Annotated in this window: 19 protein-coding genes and 1 riboswitch; of the genes, 12 read left to right on the top strand and 7 right to left on the bottom strand. The window is 66.1% G+C overall.

Features of this window, described 5'->3' with window-relative positions; all coding sequences use genetic code 11:
- Positions 1-3 precede the first annotated feature (3 nt).
- Positions 4-1392, bottom strand: coding sequence for a TIGR03013 family XrtA/PEP-CTERM system glycosyltransferase (locus tag MF607_RS13310; protein ID WP_242119541.1), 1389 nt, complete (start codon positions 1390-1392; stop codon positions 4-6).
- Between the two features lie 179 nt (positions 1393-1571).
- On the opposite strand from MF607_RS13310, the gene MF607_RS13305 reads away from it, so the two are divergent.
- From MF607_RS13305 to MF607_RS13285, 5 genes are all read left to right on the top strand, one after another.
- Entirely contained in the window at positions 1572-2627 is a 1056-nt protein-coding gene (locus MF607_RS13305; protein WP_277925892.1) for a mannose-1-phosphate guanylyltransferase/mannose-6-phosphate isomerase, read from the top strand.
- 128 nt (positions 2628-2755) lie between these two features.
- Positions 2756-4201, top strand: a complete 1446-nt coding sequence (locus MF607_RS13300) for a S41 family peptidase (protein ID WP_242119766.1) — start codon at positions 2756-2758, stop codon at positions 4199-4201.
- A 41-nt stretch (positions 4202-4242) separates the two neighbouring features.
- Positions 4243-4551 (top strand): zinc ribbon domain-containing protein YjdM, encoded by a 309-nt coding sequence (locus MF607_RS13295; protein WP_242119539.1) that lies wholly within the window; start codon positions 4243-4245, stop codon positions 4549-4551.
- Positions 4548-5276 carry a uracil-DNA glycosylase gene (gene ung, locus MF607_RS13290; RefSeq protein ID WP_277925891.1) on the top strand — a complete coding sequence of 243 codons (729 nt, stop codon included), beginning with the start codon at positions 4548-4550 and terminating at the stop codon, positions 5274-5276. Before MF607_RS13295 ends, ung begins: the two co-directional genes overlap by 4 nt.
- A gap of 47 nt (positions 5277-5323) precedes the next feature.
- The gene (locus MF607_RS13285) at positions 5324-5602 is read left to right on the top strand and encodes a hypothetical protein (protein WP_242119538.1); all 279 of its coding nucleotides are present in this window, start codon (positions 5324-5326) and stop codon (positions 5600-5602) included.
- Between the two features lie 165 nt (positions 5603-5767).
- On the opposite strand, the gene MF607_RS13280 is transcribed toward MF607_RS13285, so the two are convergent.
- Entirely contained in the window at positions 5768-6676 is a 909-nt protein-coding gene (locus MF607_RS13280) for a hypothetical protein (RefSeq protein ID WP_242119537.1), read from the bottom strand.
- An 87-nt stretch (positions 6677-6763) separates the two neighbouring features.
- Here MF607_RS13280 and MF607_RS13275 point away from each other — a divergent pair, with 87 nt between their 5' ends.
- Together MF607_RS13275 and MF607_RS13270 are read left to right on the top strand one after the other, a co-directional pair.
- Complete coding sequence (locus MF607_RS13275; RefSeq protein ID WP_242119535.1) at positions 6764-7009, top strand: type II toxin-antitoxin system Phd/YefM family antitoxin; 246 nt, start codon at positions 6764-6766, stop codon at positions 7007-7009.
- Positions 7006-7272: a Txe/YoeB family addiction module toxin gene (locus MF607_RS13270; RefSeq protein WP_242119533.1), complete on the top strand. Its 267-nt coding sequence runs from the start codon at positions 7006-7008 to the stop codon at positions 7270-7272. The genes MF607_RS13275 and MF607_RS13270 overlap by 4 nt, the downstream gene beginning before the upstream one ends.
- On the opposite strand, the gene MF607_RS13265 is transcribed toward MF607_RS13270, so the two are convergent.
- From MF607_RS13265 to MF607_RS13250, 4 genes are all read right to left on the bottom strand, one after another.
- The gene (locus MF607_RS13265; RefSeq protein WP_242119531.1) at positions 7266-7937 is read right to left on the bottom strand and encodes a hypothetical protein; all 672 of its coding nucleotides are present in this window, start codon (positions 7935-7937) and stop codon (positions 7266-7268) included. The two genes, MF607_RS13270 and MF607_RS13265, sit on opposite strands and share 7 nt — an antisense overlap.
- A 107-nt stretch (positions 7938-8044) precedes the next feature.
- A complete protein-coding gene (thiC, locus tag MF607_RS13260) occupies positions 8045-9931 on the bottom strand; it encodes a phosphomethylpyrimidine synthase ThiC (RefSeq protein ID WP_242119529.1) in 1887 nt (628 codons plus the stop codon).
- A gap of 27 nt (positions 9932-9958) precedes the next feature.
- Positions 9959-10067, bottom strand: a riboswitch (TPP riboswitch).
- 96 nt (positions 10068-10163) lie between these two features.
- Positions 10164-11234: a DNA polymerase IV gene (dinB, locus tag MF607_RS13255; RefSeq protein ID WP_242119527.1), complete on the bottom strand. Its 1071-nt coding sequence runs from the start codon at positions 11232-11234 to the stop codon at positions 10164-10166.
- Positions 11235-11419: 185 nt separating this feature from the next.
- Complete coding sequence (locus MF607_RS13250) at positions 11420-12355, bottom strand: ABC transporter ATP-binding protein (protein WP_242119525.1); 936 nt, start codon at positions 12353-12355, stop codon at positions 11420-11422.
- 81 nt (positions 12356-12436) lie between these two features.
- Here MF607_RS13250 and MF607_RS13245 point away from each other — a divergent pair, with 81 nt between their 5' ends.
- Complete coding sequence (locus MF607_RS13245) at positions 12437-12664, top strand: zinc-finger domain-containing protein (protein WP_242119522.1); 228 nt, start codon at positions 12437-12439, stop codon at positions 12662-12664.
- A 152-nt stretch (positions 12665-12816) separates the two neighbouring features.
- On the opposite strand, the gene MF607_RS13240 is transcribed toward MF607_RS13245, so the two are convergent.
- The gene (locus MF607_RS13240; protein ID WP_242119521.1) at positions 12817-13344 is read right to left on the bottom strand and encodes a hypothetical protein; all 528 of its coding nucleotides are present in this window, start codon (positions 13342-13344) and stop codon (positions 12817-12819) included.
- 133 nt (positions 13345-13477) lie between these two features.
- Here MF607_RS13240 and tldD point away from each other — a divergent pair, with 133 nt between their 5' ends.
- The 4 genes from tldD (at position 13478) to MF607_RS13220 (ending at position 16963) form a co-directional block, all read left to right on the top strand.
- Positions 13478-14899 carry a metalloprotease TldD gene (gene tldD, locus MF607_RS13235; protein WP_242119520.1) on the top strand — a complete coding sequence of 474 codons (1422 nt, stop codon included), beginning with the start codon at positions 13478-13480 and terminating at the stop codon, positions 14897-14899.
- Positions 14899-15102 carry a putative signal transducing protein gene (locus tag MF607_RS13230; protein WP_242119517.1) on the top strand — a complete coding sequence of 68 codons (204 nt, stop codon included), beginning with the start codon at positions 14899-14901 and terminating at the stop codon, positions 15100-15102. Before tldD ends, MF607_RS13230 begins: the two co-directional genes overlap by 1 nt.
- Before the next feature lie 146 nt (positions 15103-15248).
- Positions 15249-15587, top strand: a complete 339-nt coding sequence (locus tag MF607_RS13225) for a P-II family nitrogen regulator (protein ID WP_056458445.1) — start codon at positions 15249-15251, stop codon at positions 15585-15587.
- Between the two features lie 11 nt (positions 15588-15598).
- Positions 15599-16963, top strand: coding sequence for an ammonium transporter (locus tag MF607_RS13220; RefSeq protein ID WP_242119515.1), 1365 nt, complete (start codon positions 15599-15601; stop codon positions 16961-16963).
- The last annotated feature ends 66 nt before the right edge of the window (positions 16964-17029 follow it).

Raw genomic sequence — 17029 nt, 5'->3', positions numbered from 1 at the left:
GGCTCACCGCGCGCCGCCCGACCAGATCACGACGCGCAGCGTCTGCAGCAGGATCAACAGGTCGAGGAAGGGCGAATAGTTCTTGGCGTAATAGAGGTCGTATTCGAGCTTCTGCCGGGCATCGTCGATCGATGCGCCATAGGGATAGTTGATCTGTGCCCAGCCGGTGATGCCGGGCTTCACCATATGCCGTTCGGCATAATAAGGCAGCTTGTCCTCCAGCGCCGACACGAATTCGGGGCGTTCGGGGCGGGGGCCGACGAAGCTCATCTCGCCGATCAGCACGCTCCAGCATTGCGGCAGTTCGTCGATCCGCGTCTTGCGCAGGATGCGGCCGATGCGGGTGATGCGCGGGTCGTTCTTTTCGGCCCAGATGGCGGTGCCCGCCGCTTCGGCATCGGTGCGCATCGAACGCAGCTTGGGGATGTCGAAGCCGGTGCTGTACAGCCCGACGCGGCGCTGGCGGTAGAAGACCGGCCCGCGGCTGTCGAGCTTGACCGCGATGGCGGCGACGACCAGCACCGGCAGCGTCAGCGTCAGCAGCAACAGGCTGGCGGTCACGTCGAACAGCCGCTTGAACGCGCTCGACACCATTCGTCCCGACGAAAAGCCGTCGGAGAAGATCAGCCACGACGGGCTGACGCTGTCGAGGTCGACCCGGCCCGTCTCGCGTTCGAGGAAGGTCGAGATTTCGTTCACATGCACCCCGGTCGTGCGGATGCGCAGCAGGTCCTTGAGCGGCAGGGCGTTGCGGCGCTCCTCCAGCGCCAGCACGACTTCGGATGCGCCGAGCAGCACGACATGGTCGGCAAGGTTGTAGATGGCGTCGCGGGCGATCGCTTCGGGGATCACCCGGTTCGCCTCGCTCATCGCGACATAGCCGACGACGACGAAACCCGCGCCGGGGGTCTGGCACAGTTCCTTCAGCCGCTGCGCACGCGGCCCCGCCCCCAGCACGATGATCCGCCGCTTGAACGCCTGTCCGCCAAGCAGTGCGCCGGTCAGGATGCGCAGCACCAGCAGCAGCACCGCCGCGAAGCCCAGCGCATAGACGAGGTTGGATCGCCAGAAGGTGATCGACGGCGCGAGGAAGAACACGACCGCCAGCAGGATCGCGCCGACCGCGACCGCGACGATCAGCCGGGCCGCGGCGAACTTGATCGATTGCAGCGCATCGGTGCCATAGATGCCGACCGCGACCAGGGCGGTTTCGAGGCTGATCGCGAAGCTGAGCAATTGCGGGATACGGGTGTGGATCGGGTCGATGCCCATGTCGATCTGCATCGCCCGCGTGACCCAGCCGAGTTCGGCCGCGACCAGCAGCGCCAGAAAGTCGAGCAACCCCAGCAGCAAGACGGCGTGCGGGATATAGTGTTTGAACAGCCGAATCATCGCTGGGCTCTCGATACGCTTGTAAGCCAGTCCGACACCCAGCCCGTATCGCGCCAAAGCGCAAAGAAATACTGAACGCGATGGATACGCATTGTCACATCGTTGTTGTATCGCAACAGTCGCTTGCCCGTCCGGGCGGGCGGATTCCGCCTGCCTGATCCTTTCCGGAGATCCGATCCATGCCCGTTTCGTCCGCCATTATCCCCGTCATTCTGTCCGGGGGGGCGGGCACCCGTCTATGGCCGATGTCGCGTCCCGAGCGTCCCAAGCAGTTCCTGGCCCTGACCGCCGCCGAGACGATGTTGCAGCTGACCGCGCGCCGCGCCGCAGGCGACGGCTTTGCCGCGCCGATCGTCGTCGCCAATGCCGCCCATGCCGATGCCGTCGCCGAACAGCTCTCCGCCATCGGTTCGGCTCCGCAGGCGATCATCCTCGAACCGATGGGCCGCAACACCGCGCCCGCCATCGCGCTGGCGGCGATCGCGGCGGGCGGCGGCGACGCGCCGTTGCTGGTCATGCCGTCGGACCATGTCATCCACGACCTCGACGCCTTCCGCGCCGCGATCGACCGCGCGCTGCCGCTGGTCGAGGATGGCTGGATGGTGACGTTCGGAATCGCCCCCGACGCGCCCGAGACCGGCTATGGCTGGATCAAGGTCGGCGCGCCGCTGACCGAAGGGGTCCACCGCGTCGACCGCTTCGTCGAGAAGCCGCCGCTCGACGCGGCGCAGGCGATGCTCGCATCGGGCGACCATGCGTGGAACGGCGGCATCTTCCTGTTCCGCGCCGACCGTTTCCTGGGTGCGATCGGCCGGTTCGTGCCGGCGATGCTGGACGCGGCGCAGAGCGCGATGGACCGGGCGCAACGCGACGGCAATTGCATCCGCCCCGACGCCGACGCCTTTGCCGCCAGCCCGTCCGACTCGATCGACTATGCGGTGATGGAGCGCGACGACCGCGTCGCGGTCGCGCCGGTGGCGATGGGGTGGAGCGATGTCGGCAGCTGGGACGCGCTGCACGCGATCAGCGACCGCGACGATGCCCATAATGCGACCGGCGGCGACGTGACGCTGCTCGACGCGACCGGCTGCCTCGTCCGGTCGGACGGGGTGCGGGTTGCGATGGTCGGGGTCAGCGACCTGATCGTCGTCGCCAGCGGCAACGACGTCCTGATCCTGCCGCGCGGCCGGTCGCAGGAAGTCAAGCGGCTGCTCGACGCGATGAAGGGGAACTGAACCGACGCAGTACGTTAGCGCACGGGCGAATCCCCCTTCCCTTCGGCGATGCGCGGCTTAGGCTGTCGCGACATCATGGAGTGCGCGTTGTGCGGGTAAAGTTCGGTGCGGCGTTGGGCGTGTTGGCGATGTTGTCGGCCTGCGGCGGCGGGGGCGGGAGCGGCAGCATCCTGGGCGGAGGAAGCAGCGGCGGCGTCTCGCCGACCCCTGCGCCCACGCCGACCCCGACGCCCACCAGTACCGCGGGCTGTTCGCTGCGCGAGCGGCAGGACTGGGCGCTGGCGCAGCTGCGCGAATGGTATCTGTTCCCTGAAACGCTGCCCGCCAGCCTCGACCCCACGCCCTATGCCACGGTCGATGCCTATATCGACGCGCTGACCGCGACCGCGCGGGCGCAGCGGCGCGACCGCTATTTCACCTATCTGACCTCGATCGCCGAGGAGGATGCCTATTACGACGCGGGCGAGACCGCCGGTTTCGGCACGCGCTTCGCGCTGGATACCAGCGGCCGGCGCCTGTTCGTGATCGAATCGTTCGAAGGCACCCCGGCGCTCAACGCCGGCATCGATCGCGGGACCGAGATACTGCAGATCGGGACCAGCAGCAGCAATCTGCGCAGCGTGTCGTCGATCATCGACAGCAGCGGCGTCGACGGGCTGAACGACGCGCTCGGCCCCGATACGGTCGGCACCAGCCGCACCTTCCAGTTCGTCACCGCCGAGGGCACGACCCGCACCGAGACCGTCGCCAAGGCCGATTACGCGCTGTTGCCGGTATCGACGCGCTATGGCGCCAAGGTGCTGACCGATGGCGGCAAGCGGGTCGGCTATATCAACCTGCGCACCTTCATCACCACCGCCAACCAGCCGCTGCGCGATGCGTTCGCCAGCTTCCGCGCACAGGGGATCACCGAGTTCATCATCGATTTCCGCTATAATGGCGGCGGGCTGATCTCGGTCGCCGATCTGATGGGGGACCTGCTGGGCGGCGGCAAGTCGACCAGCCAGGTCTATAGCTACACGACGTTCCGCCCCGAAAAGTCGTCGGAGAACGAGACCCGCTATTTCGCCCCGACCGCGCAGTCGGTGACGCCGACCAAGATCGCCTTCATCGGCACCGGCCGCACCGCATCGGCGAGCGAACTGGTCATCAATGCCTTCGTCCCCTATCTCGGCAACAACATGGCGCTGATCGGCACCAACACCTATGGCAAGCCGGTCGGGCAGATCGCGCTCGACAAGGCGGCGTGCGACGACCGGTTGCGCGTCGTCGCGCTGGCGGTGCAGAATTCGGCGCGATCGGCGGCCTATTATGACGGGCTCGCCACGGTCGTGCCCAACACCTGCGTCGCCAACGACGACATCAACTATCCGCTGGGCGACGTGCGCGAACAGTCGGTCGCCCGCGCGCTCGACTTCCTCGCCGGGCGGAGCTGCACGCGGATCGGATCGGCGGCGGCGACGGCCGCGACCCGCGACGGACTGCGCGTCGGTGGCGACGGCGTCGAGGGACGCACGCTGCTGCAACCCCAGCGCCCGTCGACCGTGCAGCGCGAGGTGCCGGGCTTGTTCTGAGGCAGTCCGCTCGGCTACCCCGCAGCGACAAGGGGGACGGCATGAGCGACGACGACTATATCTATGACGAGGCGAGCGGCGAATGGGTGCCGGCATCGCAGGCGGGCGCCACGACGGCGGCCGACGACGACGCGATCGTCGTGCGCGACGCGGTCGGCAACGTGCTGGCCGATGGCGATCAGGTGACGCTGATCAAGGACCTGACCGTCAAGGGCGCGGGCCAGACGCTGAAGCGCGGCACGCTCATCAAGTCGATCCGCCTGACCAGCGACGCGCAGGAGATCGACTGCAAATATGACGGGATCAAGGGACTGGTGCTGCGCGCCGAGTTCGTCCGCAAGCGGACATGATCGCGGGCATCGATCCGAGCTGGACGGATGCGCTGGCCCCGGTGCTGGCCGGTGATGCGATGGCGGGACTGCGCAGCTTCCTGACCGCCGAAAAGGCGGCGGGCAAGCGCATCCTGCCGCATTCGCGCGACTGGTTCGCGGCGCTGGCGCTGACCCCGCTTTCCCGGGTGCGGGTCGTCATCCTCGGGCAGGACCCCTATCACGGGCCGGGACAGGCGCATGGCCTGTCCTTCTCGGTCCGGCCGGGCGTCGCGGTGCCGCCGTCGCTGCGCAACATCTTCAAGGAATTGCAGACCGATCTGGGGCTGACCCCGCCGGCGCACGGCTTTCTGGAGCATTGGGCGCGGCAGGGGGTGTTGCTGCTCAACAGCGTGCTGACCGTCGAACAGCACCGCGCCGCATCGCATGCCGGGCGCGGGTGGGAGGCGTTCACCGACGCCGTCGTCCATGCCGTCGCCGACCAGGCGGAGCCGAGCGTATTCCTGCTATGGGGATCGCATGCGCAGAAGAAGGCGGCGTTCGTCCGCGACGTCGGACAGGGGGGCCGCCACCTCGTGCTGCGCGCGCGCCATCCCTCTCCGCTGTCGGCGCATAGCGGGTGGTTCGGCAGCCGTCCGTTCAGCCAGGCCAACGCCTTTCTGGCGGAGCACGGCCGGGGGACGATCGACTGGTCGCTGCCCGCGCTCGATACGCTGGCGGAACCATCGGCGGGTATCGGCGATTGATGCGCCCGACCGCCAATCCGGCGGGAACGAGATAAAAGGGATTTGCCATGAAGACGATGATGACGGCGACCGGTCTGGCCGCGCTGATGCTGCTGGGCGCGTGCGGTGGCAATGCCGACGATAAGGCCGCCGACAATATCGAGGCGATGACCGAGAACAAGGCCGACGCACTGGAAGACCAGGCCGACATGACCAGCAACGAACAGGTCGAGGACGCGCTGGAGGCACAGGCCGAGAACGTCCGTGACATGGGCGAGGACGCCGCCGACAAGGCCGACGACAACGACAATGCGCAGGTCGAACAGGCCGTCCGCAACCAGATGTAAGTCGCGCCACGCGGCATGACGGACCAGAGGGGGCGCCGCGGCAATCGCGGCGCCCCTTTTGCGTATGGGCGGTGCACGGCCCCGTCGGGCAAGCTGGTCCTGCGAAGGACCGGGGGCGCGAACGGGTCTCGCAGCGGTACGTCTCGCGTCCAAAGTTCACGAAGTTCACGCTCGTCGCTGGGCGCGGCGCGCGCGGCGATTGGGCTTCGGTTTGGGGCGGGGTACGAAAATCCCGCGCTTGGCCAGTTCCAGCTCGACCTCGAACGCCTCGCCCAGCGGGCCGGGTTCGCCGATATCGATATCGTCCTGCGCCGCGAGCGCGGCGGCGAGCGCGTCGTGTAGCGGCGGTTCGACCCTGGGCGCGACGGGTTCGCAGCGGCGATCGGGGTCGAGCCAGCCGGGCAGTTCGCCATCCTTCAGGTCGGCGACCTCGATCGCGACGTCGAGATCGGCAGGGGCCATTAGCTTTTCGGGCTCGGCCGGCGGGACCGGGGTCAGTGCGTCGAGCGCCTCCGCGACGCTGGGTGTCGGGGTGGGGGGCGGCGCCTCCGCCTCGCCACGGCCGGGACGGCGACGCTGCTGTTTGCCGTAGCGGTCGGGATAATGGGCGGCGAGCAGGAACATCAGCATCCGGTCGCCGGGGCGATGCCGCGACCCGATCCGCCGCCCATTGGCATCGAGCACCGGTTCGACGGTGCCGTTGATCGCGCGGTCGAACGCGACGTCGACCAGCATCGACACCGCCTGGGCGACGGCGGCATCCCATGCGCGGGCAAAGGCCTCGCCACCGGGCGAGCGGCGCAGGCGATAGGCGCTGCTGGCCGACATATGGACGGCGCGGGCCGCTTCGGTGACCGATCCGCCATCGGCGAGCGCTTCGATGAAGTCGCGTTGCTTGGCATCGGACCAGCCGTCGCTGCGCGGTTTGCGGCGGACGGGGACCCATTGATAGTCGGCGGGATCATAGCCGTTGGCGTCGAGATACGGCGTCTCGGACGGAACGGTCAGGTTCGAGGGGTCGAGCGCCGGGATGGGCGCGGGCGAATGCTCCGGGAGCTGGGTGTCGTTGCGCATGGGCGCGATGGGAACATATTGGGAACTTGCAGGACAGGGGTTTGAGGACGCGGTTGCCTTCTGTACAATGTTCCGTACATTGATCGCATGGAATCTATCAGCTTCACCGAGTCGCGCGCCAATCTGAAGTCTGTCATGGACCGCGTCGTCGCCGACCGGGTGCCGGTGGCGATTACTCGCCAGCGCGGCGAGGGGGTCGTGATGATTTCGGCCAGCGAATGGGCGTCGATCGAAGAGACGCTGTATCTGCTGCGCTCGCCGAAGAATGCGGAGCGGTTGCTGGAAGCAGTGCGTGGGTTCGAGCAGGGCGACGAAGGCGTTCCCTTCCCGTGAAGGTCGCGTTCTGGCCGACGGCCTGGGATGATTATCGCTATTGGCAGGCGAACGATGCCAAGACGGTCGAGAAGATCAACGGGCTGATCGAGGAATGCCGGCGACATCCGTTCAAGGGGACGGGCAAGCCGGAGCCATTGGGCGGCAACCTGTCAGGCTGGTGGTCGCGGCGAATCAGCCATGAGCATCGGCTGGTGTATCGGGTGACGGGGGCTGGTGCGGAGCAGGCGGTGCAGGTCGCGCAGTGCCGGTATCATTATTGAGGTGGCAGACGCGCCGGTTCGGTTTCGAAGCCAGAAGTCACCTCATCCGCCGCACGCCAAAACGGTAAACGTATCGGCAAGCTGCTGACAACATGTGACAGCCGCTCCCCCGTCGCGTTGTACAAATCGCGCGATCGATCGGTAATAGTTCGGGAAATGTCACCGATACAACGGTCGAAATAGGCAGCACCATCGCTGGCAAATTTCTTCAATGCGGCAAGATTTTCCTTCGACAACAAAATCTTGATCGTGTTAAGCACAAAATTAGCGACGGATCTGACAGATTCGATACCCGTGGCGAACATCGTTGCAACGGACGATAGTATCGCAGCCTTCTCCTGTTCAGACAGCGCATTCCACCCGTAATGGATCGCTCCTATGGCTGCGCAGGTCATGGTGATGGGGTTCGACAGGCTAACGACGCCTCCAACGGACACCACACCGCCGCTCAGCAGCGTTTGGCCGACCGCAATGACCATGAGCGAGTGTTCGCCGCCTACGCCGAAACCTTCGCGAACTGCTGCTAAAACCTCACCGCAGCGACTGACCTGTGCGTTGTCCGCTCCTTGAAGGGTTGCAATATGGCTAACGATGAAGTCGCCCACATTGCCATGACCGTACAACTTTGCGACAGCGGTTGCGCCAGCGCTGAACTTCTCAATCATCCGCCGAAACCCCGTTGCCCTATGTCGCCATAACGCATTTTAAGGCTAGCGCGAACATCTTCTGCCTTGCCCCTCCCCGTACAACGGGGAGAGGACTCTGAAACATATTACTCCGCCGGCAGGTAAACCTCCCCGCCCTTCTCGCGGAACTTCTCGCTCATCTCCGCCATGCCGGCGTCCGCCGCAGCCGATCCGCCCGCGAAGGCCGCGCGGTCCGCGTCCGCCTTGTCGGCGGCAAGGAACGTGTCGGCCGACGCATTCTGCTTTGCCGCGAAGTCGCGCACTTCCTGCGTGATCTTCATCGAACAGAATTTGGGGCCGCACATCGAACAGAAATGCGCGGTCTTGGCGCCTTCGGCCGGGAGCGTCTGGTCGTGGTAGCTTTCCGCCGTTTCGGGGTCGAGCGACAGGTTGAACTGGTCGCGCCAGCGGAATTCGAAGCGGGCGCGGCTCAGCGCATCGTCGCGCATCTTGGCGGCGGGGTGGCCCTTGGCCAGATCGGCGGCATGGGCGGCGAGCTTGTAGGTCACCACGCCGACCTTCACGTCGTCGCGATCGGGCAGGCCGAGATGCTCCTTGGGCGTGACGTAGCAGAGCATCGCCGTGCCGTACCAGCCGATCATCGCCGCACCGATGCCGCTGGTGATATGGTCGTAGCCGGGCGCGATGTCGGTGGTGAGCGGCCCCAGCGTATAGAAGGGCGCTTCGCCGCAGACCTGCAGCTGCTTGTCCATATTTTCCTTGATCTTGTGCATCGGCACATGGCCGGGGCCTTCGATCATGACCTGCACGTCCTGCGCCCAGGCGCGGTGGGTCAGCTCGCCCAGCGTATAGAGCTCGCTGAACTGCGCTTCGTCATTGGCGTCGGCGATCGATCCGGGGCGGAGACCATCGCCCAGCGAATAAGCGATGTCATACGCCTTCATGATCTCGGTGATCTCGTCGAAATGTTCGTAGAGGAACGATTCGCGATGATGGGCGAGGCACCATTTGGCCATGATCGACCCGCCGCGCGACACGATGCCGGTCACGCGCTTCGCGGTCATCGGGATGTACGGCAGGCGGACGCCGGCATGGATGGTGAAGTAATCCACGCCCTGTTCGGCCTGTTCGATCAGCGTGTCGCGGAAGATGTCCCAGGTCAGTTCCTCGGCGATGCCGCCGACCTTTTCGAGCGCCTGATAGATCGGCACCGTGCCGATCGGCACCGGCGAGTTGCGCAGGATCCATTCGCGGGTGTCGTGGATGTTGCGGCCGGTCGACAGGTCCATGACCGTGTCGGCACCCCAGCGGATCGACCAGACCAGCTTGTCGACTTCGGCGGCGACGTTCGATGCGACCGCGCTGTTGCCGATGTTCGCGTTGATCTTGACCAGGAAATTGCGGCCGATCGCCATCGGCTCGGTTTCGGGGTGGTTGATGTTGTTGGGGATGATCGCCCGCCCGCGCGCGACCTCGTCGCGGACGAATTCGGGGGTCACGTAGTCGGGGATCGCCGCGCCGAAGCTTTCGCCGTCGCGGGCATATTCGCGCAGCATCTCGCGGCCGAGATTTTCGCGGGTCGCGACATATTCCATCTCGGGCGTGATGATGCCGCGCCGGGCATAGTGCATCTGGCTGACGTTCGCGCCCGCCTTGGCACGCAGCGGACGCTTGACGACGTTGGGGAAGGGCTGGACGCCGCCCGAACGGTCGGGGCCAAGCTGGCCGTTATCCTCGGGGCGGATTTCGCGGGCGTCGTAGCTCTCGACGTCGCCACGGGCCATGATCCAGTCGCGGCGAAGCTGCGGCAGGCCGGCCATGATGTCGATGCGGGCATTGGGGTCGGTGTACGGCCCCGACGTGTCATAGACGTTGAGCGGCGGTTCGCCGCACGACGGATCGAGATCGATCGCGCGCATCGCGACGTTCAGGGGGCCGACGTGGATCTTGCGGCTGCCACGGATCGCTCCGGTGGTGACGCCGATTTCGGTGCGTGCGGGGATGTCTGCCATATTCCACTCCATGCGGAGGGGGCGGAACTGAATTGGCCGCTCCCTCCCTACGCCGGTGTCAGCCGGATCAGGTTCAGCGGGTCGAAGGCTGCGGCCTTCCTCTCAAGCGTGACGAAACGCTCCCCCGGGGACGGGTGCGATTGTAGGCGCCTTGGGCGTGGGCGTCAAAGTGTTGGTCGCCGATGTTCCCTACGCCACCGTACCCCGGCGGAGGCCGGGGTACGGGTTTGGCTTACAATAGATCGAGCTGGCCGCTTGGGGCTTCGCCCGCGCCGAAGCCGGCCATCGTCACCCCGACCAGCCGCAATCCCATCCGCAACGGGTAGAGCGTCGCGATCAGGCTGCGCGCGGTGGCGTGGAGCGTCGCGCGATCGGCGACGGGGGCGCCCAGCGTGCGGCTGCGGGTGACGATGCGGAAATCGGCATATTTCGCCTTCACGGTGACGGTGCGGCCATGCTGGCCGGTCTTTTCGACCCAGTCCCAGACGTCGTCCGCCATCGCCAGCACCCGCTCCTCGATCGCTTCCGGGTCGGTCAGGTCGTGGTGGAAGGTGGTTTCGGAGCCGGAAGACTTGCGCACGCGGTTGGGGCGGACCGGGCGGTGATCCTCGGCACGGGCGATGCCATAATACCAGCCGCCCGCCTTGCCGAAGGTGCGTTGCAGGTCGGGAAGGCTCCAGCCGGCGAGGTCGGCGCCGGTGCGGATGCCGAGTGCCTCCATCCGCTCGACCGTCTTGGGGCCGATGCCGTGGAACTTGCCGACCGGCAGCGACGCGACGACGCGCGGGCCGGCCTTTACAGGAATGACGAACTGGCCATTGGGCTTGTTCATGTCGGAGGCGAGCTTGGCGAGGAACTTGTTGTAGCTAATCCCGGCGGATGCGGTGAGGCCGGTAGTTTCCAGGATGCGGGCACGAATTTCCTCCGCCGTCGCGGTGGCGCTGGGCAGGCCGCGGCGGTTGGCGGTGACGTCGAGATAGGCTTCGTCGAGCGACAGCGGCTCGACCAGATCGGTATAGTCGTGGAAGATGTCGCGGATCTGCCCGCTCACCGCCTTGTACACCTCGAAGCGGGGCCGCACGAAGATCAGGTCGGGGCAGCGGCGGATGGCGGTGACCGAGGGCATGGCGGAGCGCACCCCGAACACGCGCGCTTCGTACGAGGCGGCGGCGACCACCCCGCGCCCGCTCGACCCGCCGACCGCGACCGGCTTGCCCTTCAGCTCGGGCGCATCACGCTGTTCGACCGACGCGAAGAAGGCGTCCATGTCGACATGGATGATCTTGCGGGTGGGGTCCGACATTGCGCGGATTTACAATGGCCTGCGCCGGGGAATGGCGCAAGAACAAAAGGCGAATAGACGCCCCCCCCCTCGGGCGTACCCCGGCGAAGGCCGGGGCCCAGTCGGGGGACGCCAGTGGCTGTCCATAACCGTTCCGTAACTGGACCCCGGCTTTCGCCGGGGTACGCCAGTGGGGGACGAACGGCTCAGCTATTCGTCAGATTGAGGAACACATCCTCGAGGTCCGCCTCGCGCGTCACGACGTCGACGATGCCGTACCCCTGCGCCGCGACCGCCGCCAGCACCTCGCCGGCGTTGGCAACGTCCTTGCGATAGGTGATCGCCAGCAGCCGGTCGCCCTTGCGCTCGACCTTCTCGAAACACTGCGCGTCGGGCAGATCGGTCAGGTCGCGGTCGAGGGTCAGTTCGACCGCCTTTTCCTGCGCCATGCCGACCAGTTCGCGGGTCGGCTGGTTGGCGACGACGCGGCCATGGTTGATGATGGCGATGCGGTCGCACAATTGCTCGGCTTCCTCGAGATAATGCGTCGTCAGCACCACCGTCACGCCGTCCGCATTCAATTCACGGACATAGTCCCATAGCTGCTGGCGAAGCTGGATATCGACGCCCGCGGTCGGTTCGTCGAGGACGAGCACGGGCGGCGAATGGACCATCGCCTTGGCGACCATCAGCCGCCGCTTCATGCCGCCCGACAGCGTCCGGGCGTAAGCATTGGCCTTATCCTCCAGATGCACCGCGCGCAGCAGGTCCATGGTGCGGCGCCTGGCCTTGGGCACGCCGTACAGGCCGGCCTGAATCTCCAGCGTCTCGGCGGGCGTGAAGAACGGGTCGAACAGGATTTCCTGATTGACGATGCCGATCGACGCCTTCGCATTGCGCGGATGCTGGTCGATATCGAAGCCCCAGATCGACGCCGAACCGCTGGTCTTTTTGACGAGGCCGGCGAGCGTGTTGATGAGCGTCGACTTGCCCGCGCCGTTCGGCCCCAGCAGTCCGAAGATCTGGCCGCGGGGCACGTCGAACGACACGCCGTCCAGCGCGACCTTGGCGGGCGCCCCGCCCTTCCCCGCGGCGTAGGTCTTGCACAGGTCGCGGATTGAAATGGCGGCTTGGGTTTCCATGGGGCCGTCCGATACGCCCGCCCCGTCCCCAAGCCAAGCACCGACTTGTCGAGGGTTCGCGGCATTGCTATTCGCGCAGACATGCTGCCTCCGCCCGAACTCCTCCGCGTCACCACCCCCCGCGTCGCCTGCGACGGAGCCGGCGAGATCGCCCCCGCGCTCGGCCACCCGCGCGTGTGGTTGCAGATCGACGAGACGGGCTATGTCGACTGCGGCTATTGCGACCGGCGTTTCGTGCTGATCGGCGGCCCGGCGGATGGGGCGGACCAGAGCAAGCTGAAGGATCATGGGGACGGCGCGGGCCGGTAAGGCCGAACGCAGTTCGGACGACCAGCGAGGCCCGCGCCCGGCCGGCGACGGGCAAGCTTGCCCTTGCCCGTCGACCGACGACGCGGCTTCGCCGCGGCGGGCCCGATAGCGCGTCCCACTTTCCCCACTGCATCGCTACCCAGGCTGACAGATCAGGACGACGGCCCGAAGGCCGGTTCAAACTTGATCGATATTTCTAAGCCCGAGACGATCGCTTCGGGTTCGAAGGCGAATCTTGAATCCTTGCGCAGGTACTGGATTTCCGCTTGGGAACTGTCGGTCTGCCAATCGTCGATGAAGGATTTTCCGAAAAGCTGACGCCAGCCAGTTTCGTCGGAGGGCAGAGTATCGGCCAGCGCCAGCAAATACGCCAGAAAAGGCTCGGCCACACCGTCATCCCGGATTTGCGATAGCGGGATGATCGACGGAAAGTTCGCGAGGTGGATGCTTCTGAACGCTCCGATGATCCGCCGCCGGCGCGACCGGGGGGTTAGCGGCTGCAGGTTGTCTTTCGGCACGATCAGGAGGTGTCCCGTGACCATGCGATCCTGCGGCGATCCTCCCATTACCCTTTTCGCGCGCGGTACGAACATCTTCACCAGATCGCCGCCGCCGAACAGCAGGCAATCGTGATGCTCCATCGACAGGATCGGCAGTCCAGCCTGACGGGCGATCTGCAAGGTCAGTTTCCGCTGCATACCAACCCTGGCCCTCCACGGCGAAAATAGCGTCATCGGCTGGCGGCGCGCAGGACGCAATCCGGCAATTCGCAAAGGCGTAGTACCGACACCGCCGCCACCCTATATTCCACCGATGACCCCGACCGATCCCCGCTCGTACCTGTATTCCGGCGACCTCGACCCCGCCGCCGCGCTGCGCGCCACGCAGGCGACGCTCGCGAACGCCGAGGATGGCGAACTCTATCTCCAGTATCGCCGCTCGGAGGCATTCGGCTTCGATGACGGGCGTTTGAAGACTGCCTCCTACGACACCCATGCGGGCTTCGGTCTGCGTGCGGTGTCGGGGGAGACGACCGCCTTCGCCCATGCCAATGAACTGTCCGAGGCGGCGATCCGGCGGGCGGGCGAGACGATGGCGCTGATCGATCCGGCCAAAGGGGCCAAGGCACCGCCGCCGCGCGGCAACAACCGCCACCTCTATACTGCCGCCGATCCGCTCGACCTGATCCCCTTCGCCGACAAGGTGGCGTTGTGCCAGTCAATCGATGCCGCCGCCCGCGCGCGCGATCCGCGCGTGGTGCAGGTTTCGGCCAGCCTGCTCGGATCATGGAGCGTGGTCGAGATCGTGCGTCCCGACGGCTTCGTCGCCACCGACGTGCGGCCGCTGGTGCGGCTGAACGTGTCGATCGTGGTCGAATCGAACGGGCGGCGCGAGAGCGGCAGCTTCGGGATCGGCGGGCGCTATCTCTACGATTCACTGTTCGCGCCCGAGACGTGGAACCGCGCGATCGACGTTGCGCTCGCACAGGCGCTGGTCAATCTGGAGGCGGTCGACGCGCCGGCGGGCGAGATGACGGTGCTGCTCGGCAATGGCTGGCCCGGCATCCTGCTGCATGAGGCGATCGGCCACGGGCTGGAAGGCGATTTCAACCGCAAGGGCACCAGCGCCTTTTCGGGGCGGATCGGCGAGCGGGTCGCGGCGCCCGGCGTGACGGTGATCGACGACGGATCGATCGCCGACCGGCGCGGATCACTGTCGATCGATGACGAAGGCACGCCGACCCAGAAAAATATCCTGATCGAGGACGGCATCCTCAAAGGCTATATCCATGATCGCCTGAACGCGCGGCTGATGGGCGTCGCGCCGACCGGCAATGGCCGGCGTCAGGACTTTTCGCATGCGCCGATGCCGCGCATGACCAACACCTTCCTGTCGGGGGGCAAGGACGATCCCGCCGAGCTGCTGTCGCGGGTGAAGAACGGCATCTTCGCAAAGTCGTTCGGCGGCGGGCAGGTCGACATCGTGTCGGGCAAGTTCGTGTTTTCCTGCACCGAAGCCTATCGCGTCGAGAATGGCCGGATCGGTGCGCCGATCAAGGGCGCGACGCTGATCGGCGACGGGCCGGAGGTGCTGAAGCAGGTGCGCGGCATCGGCAACGACTTCGCGCTCGACGAGGGCGTCGGCATGTGCGGCAAATCGGGGCAGTCGGTGCCCGCAGGCGTGGGACAACCGACGCTGCTGATCGACGGGTTGACCGTCGGCGGCACCGCCTGATGGCGCTGGTCGAACTGGGTCGCTTTCCCCGCGTCGAGGCGCAGATCATCGTCGGACGGCTGGAAAGCGAGGGCATTCCGGCGGTTGCCTTCGATGGCGAGGCGAGCATCGGCGACGGCAGCTGGCTGCTGATCCCGGTTCGGGTAATGGTCGATGCCGACGATCTCGACGATGCCCGGAAGATCGTCGATCAACCTGCCTGAAAAACAGGCAATCGCGCCGCGTTGCACAAATTAACTGCTTGGTAACCATGGTTGCCAGCCGTCAACCCGTTCGAAACCGGCGAGATGCCGTTTGGCACGAAGGTTGCGAGGCGTCCCCTTGAGCAATCATGCGACGAGGGGGCGACATGAAATTAGTCATCGCCATCATCAAGCCGTTCAAGCTGGATGAGGTACGCGAAGCACTGACCGAGATCGGTGTCGCAGGCATGACCGTGACCGAAGTCAAGGGATTCGGCCGGCAGAAGGGCCAGACCGAAATCTATCGCGGCGCGGAATACAGCACCAACATGGTGCCCAAGATCAAGATCGAGGTGGTGTGCGACAGCGACATCGCCGCACGCGTGGTCGAGGCGGTGCAGGCCGCCGCCAACACCGGCGCGATCGGCGACGGCAAGATCTTCGTTCTCGACGTCGGACAGGCGGTGCGCATCCGCACCGGCGAAACCGACCTGACCGCGCTGTGATGGGGGGCGTCATGCAACATCCGAAGAAATTGATGGCGGGCGCGGCACTGAGCCTGTTCGCCGCGCTGCCCGCCTGGGCACAGGACGCCGCGCTGCAGGCGCCGGCCGCCGCCGCCGCACCGGTCGCGACGGTGAACAAGGGCGACACGGCGTGGATGATGGTGTCGACCGTCCTCGTGCTGATGATGATCGTCCCCGGCCTCGCGCTCTTCTATGGCGGCCTGACCCGCACCAAGAACATGCTGTCGGTGATGACGCAGATCGGCGCGGTCGCCTCGCTCGCGATGCTGATCTGGGTGATGTACGGCTATTCGCTCGCCTTTGGTCCCGACGTGACCAACGCGACGCTGTCGAACTTCATCTCCAGCCCGGGCAAGGCGTTCCTCGCCGGCGTCACCTCGGCGTCGCAGGCCGCGACCTTCACCGCCGGGGTCGAAATCCCCGAATATGTTTTCATCAGCTTCCAGATGACCTTCGCCGCGATCACCATCGCGCTGGTGCTGGGGTCGGTGGTCGAACGCATCAAGTTCGCCGCGGTGATGGTCTTCGCCATCGTGTGGCTGACGATCACCTATTTCCCGATCGCGCACATGGTGTGGGCGGCCAGCGGCTATTTCTTCAAGGCGGGCGCGCTCGACTTTGCCGGCGGTACCGTGGTCCACATCAACGCCGGCGTGTCGTCGCTGGTGCTCGCCATCCTGCTCGGCAAGCGGCTGGGCTTCCCGACCGAGCGCATGGCTCCGCACTCGCTGACGCTGACCATGGTCGGCACCGGACTGCTGTGGGTGGGCTGGTTCGGCTTCAACGCCGGCTCGGCGCTCGAAGCCAACGGCACCGCGGGTCTGGCGATGATCAACACCTTCGTCGCGACCGCTTCGGCAGGCCTGTTCTGGATGCTCGCCGAGAAATTCTCGGGGCATAAGGGTTCGGCACTCGGCTTCTGCTCGGGCATCATCGCCGGGCTGGTCGCGGTGACCCCGGCTGCCGGCAACTCCGGTCCGTTCGGCGCGATCGTGCTGGGCGCCTTCGCCTCGGTCGTCTGCTTCTTCGCGGTGACCGTGCTCAAGCCCAAGCTCGGCTATGACGACTCGCTCGACGCGTTCGGCATCCACGGCGTCGGCGGGATCATCGGCGCGATCGGTACCGCGGTAGTCTATGCCCCGTCGCTGGGCGGTCCGGGTGCGGCCGACTACGACATGGGCGCCAAGCTCGGCGTACAGGTGTTCGCGGTGATCGTGACCATCGTGTGGGCATCGGTCGGTACCGCCATTGCATGGTTCGTCGCCAAGGCGCTGACCGGCGGCCGGGTCTCGAAGGAAGTCGAACTGGAAGGTCTCGACCTCGGCGAGCATGGCGAGCGCGCCTACAATTACTGAGTTTTTCTACCGGGCGGCGGCCTAGTCCCCTGCCGCCCGGACCACAGTTTCCTCCTGCGGAAAACC

The organism is Sphingomonas lacusdianchii, assembly GCF_022664395.1.
Lineage (GTDB): Bacteria > Pseudomonadota > Alphaproteobacteria > Sphingomonadales > Sphingomonadaceae > Sphingomonas > Sphingomonas lacusdianchii.
The sequence above is the reverse complement of the archived record's forward strand: the minus strand, read 5'-3'. Positions and strand labels throughout refer to the sequence as shown.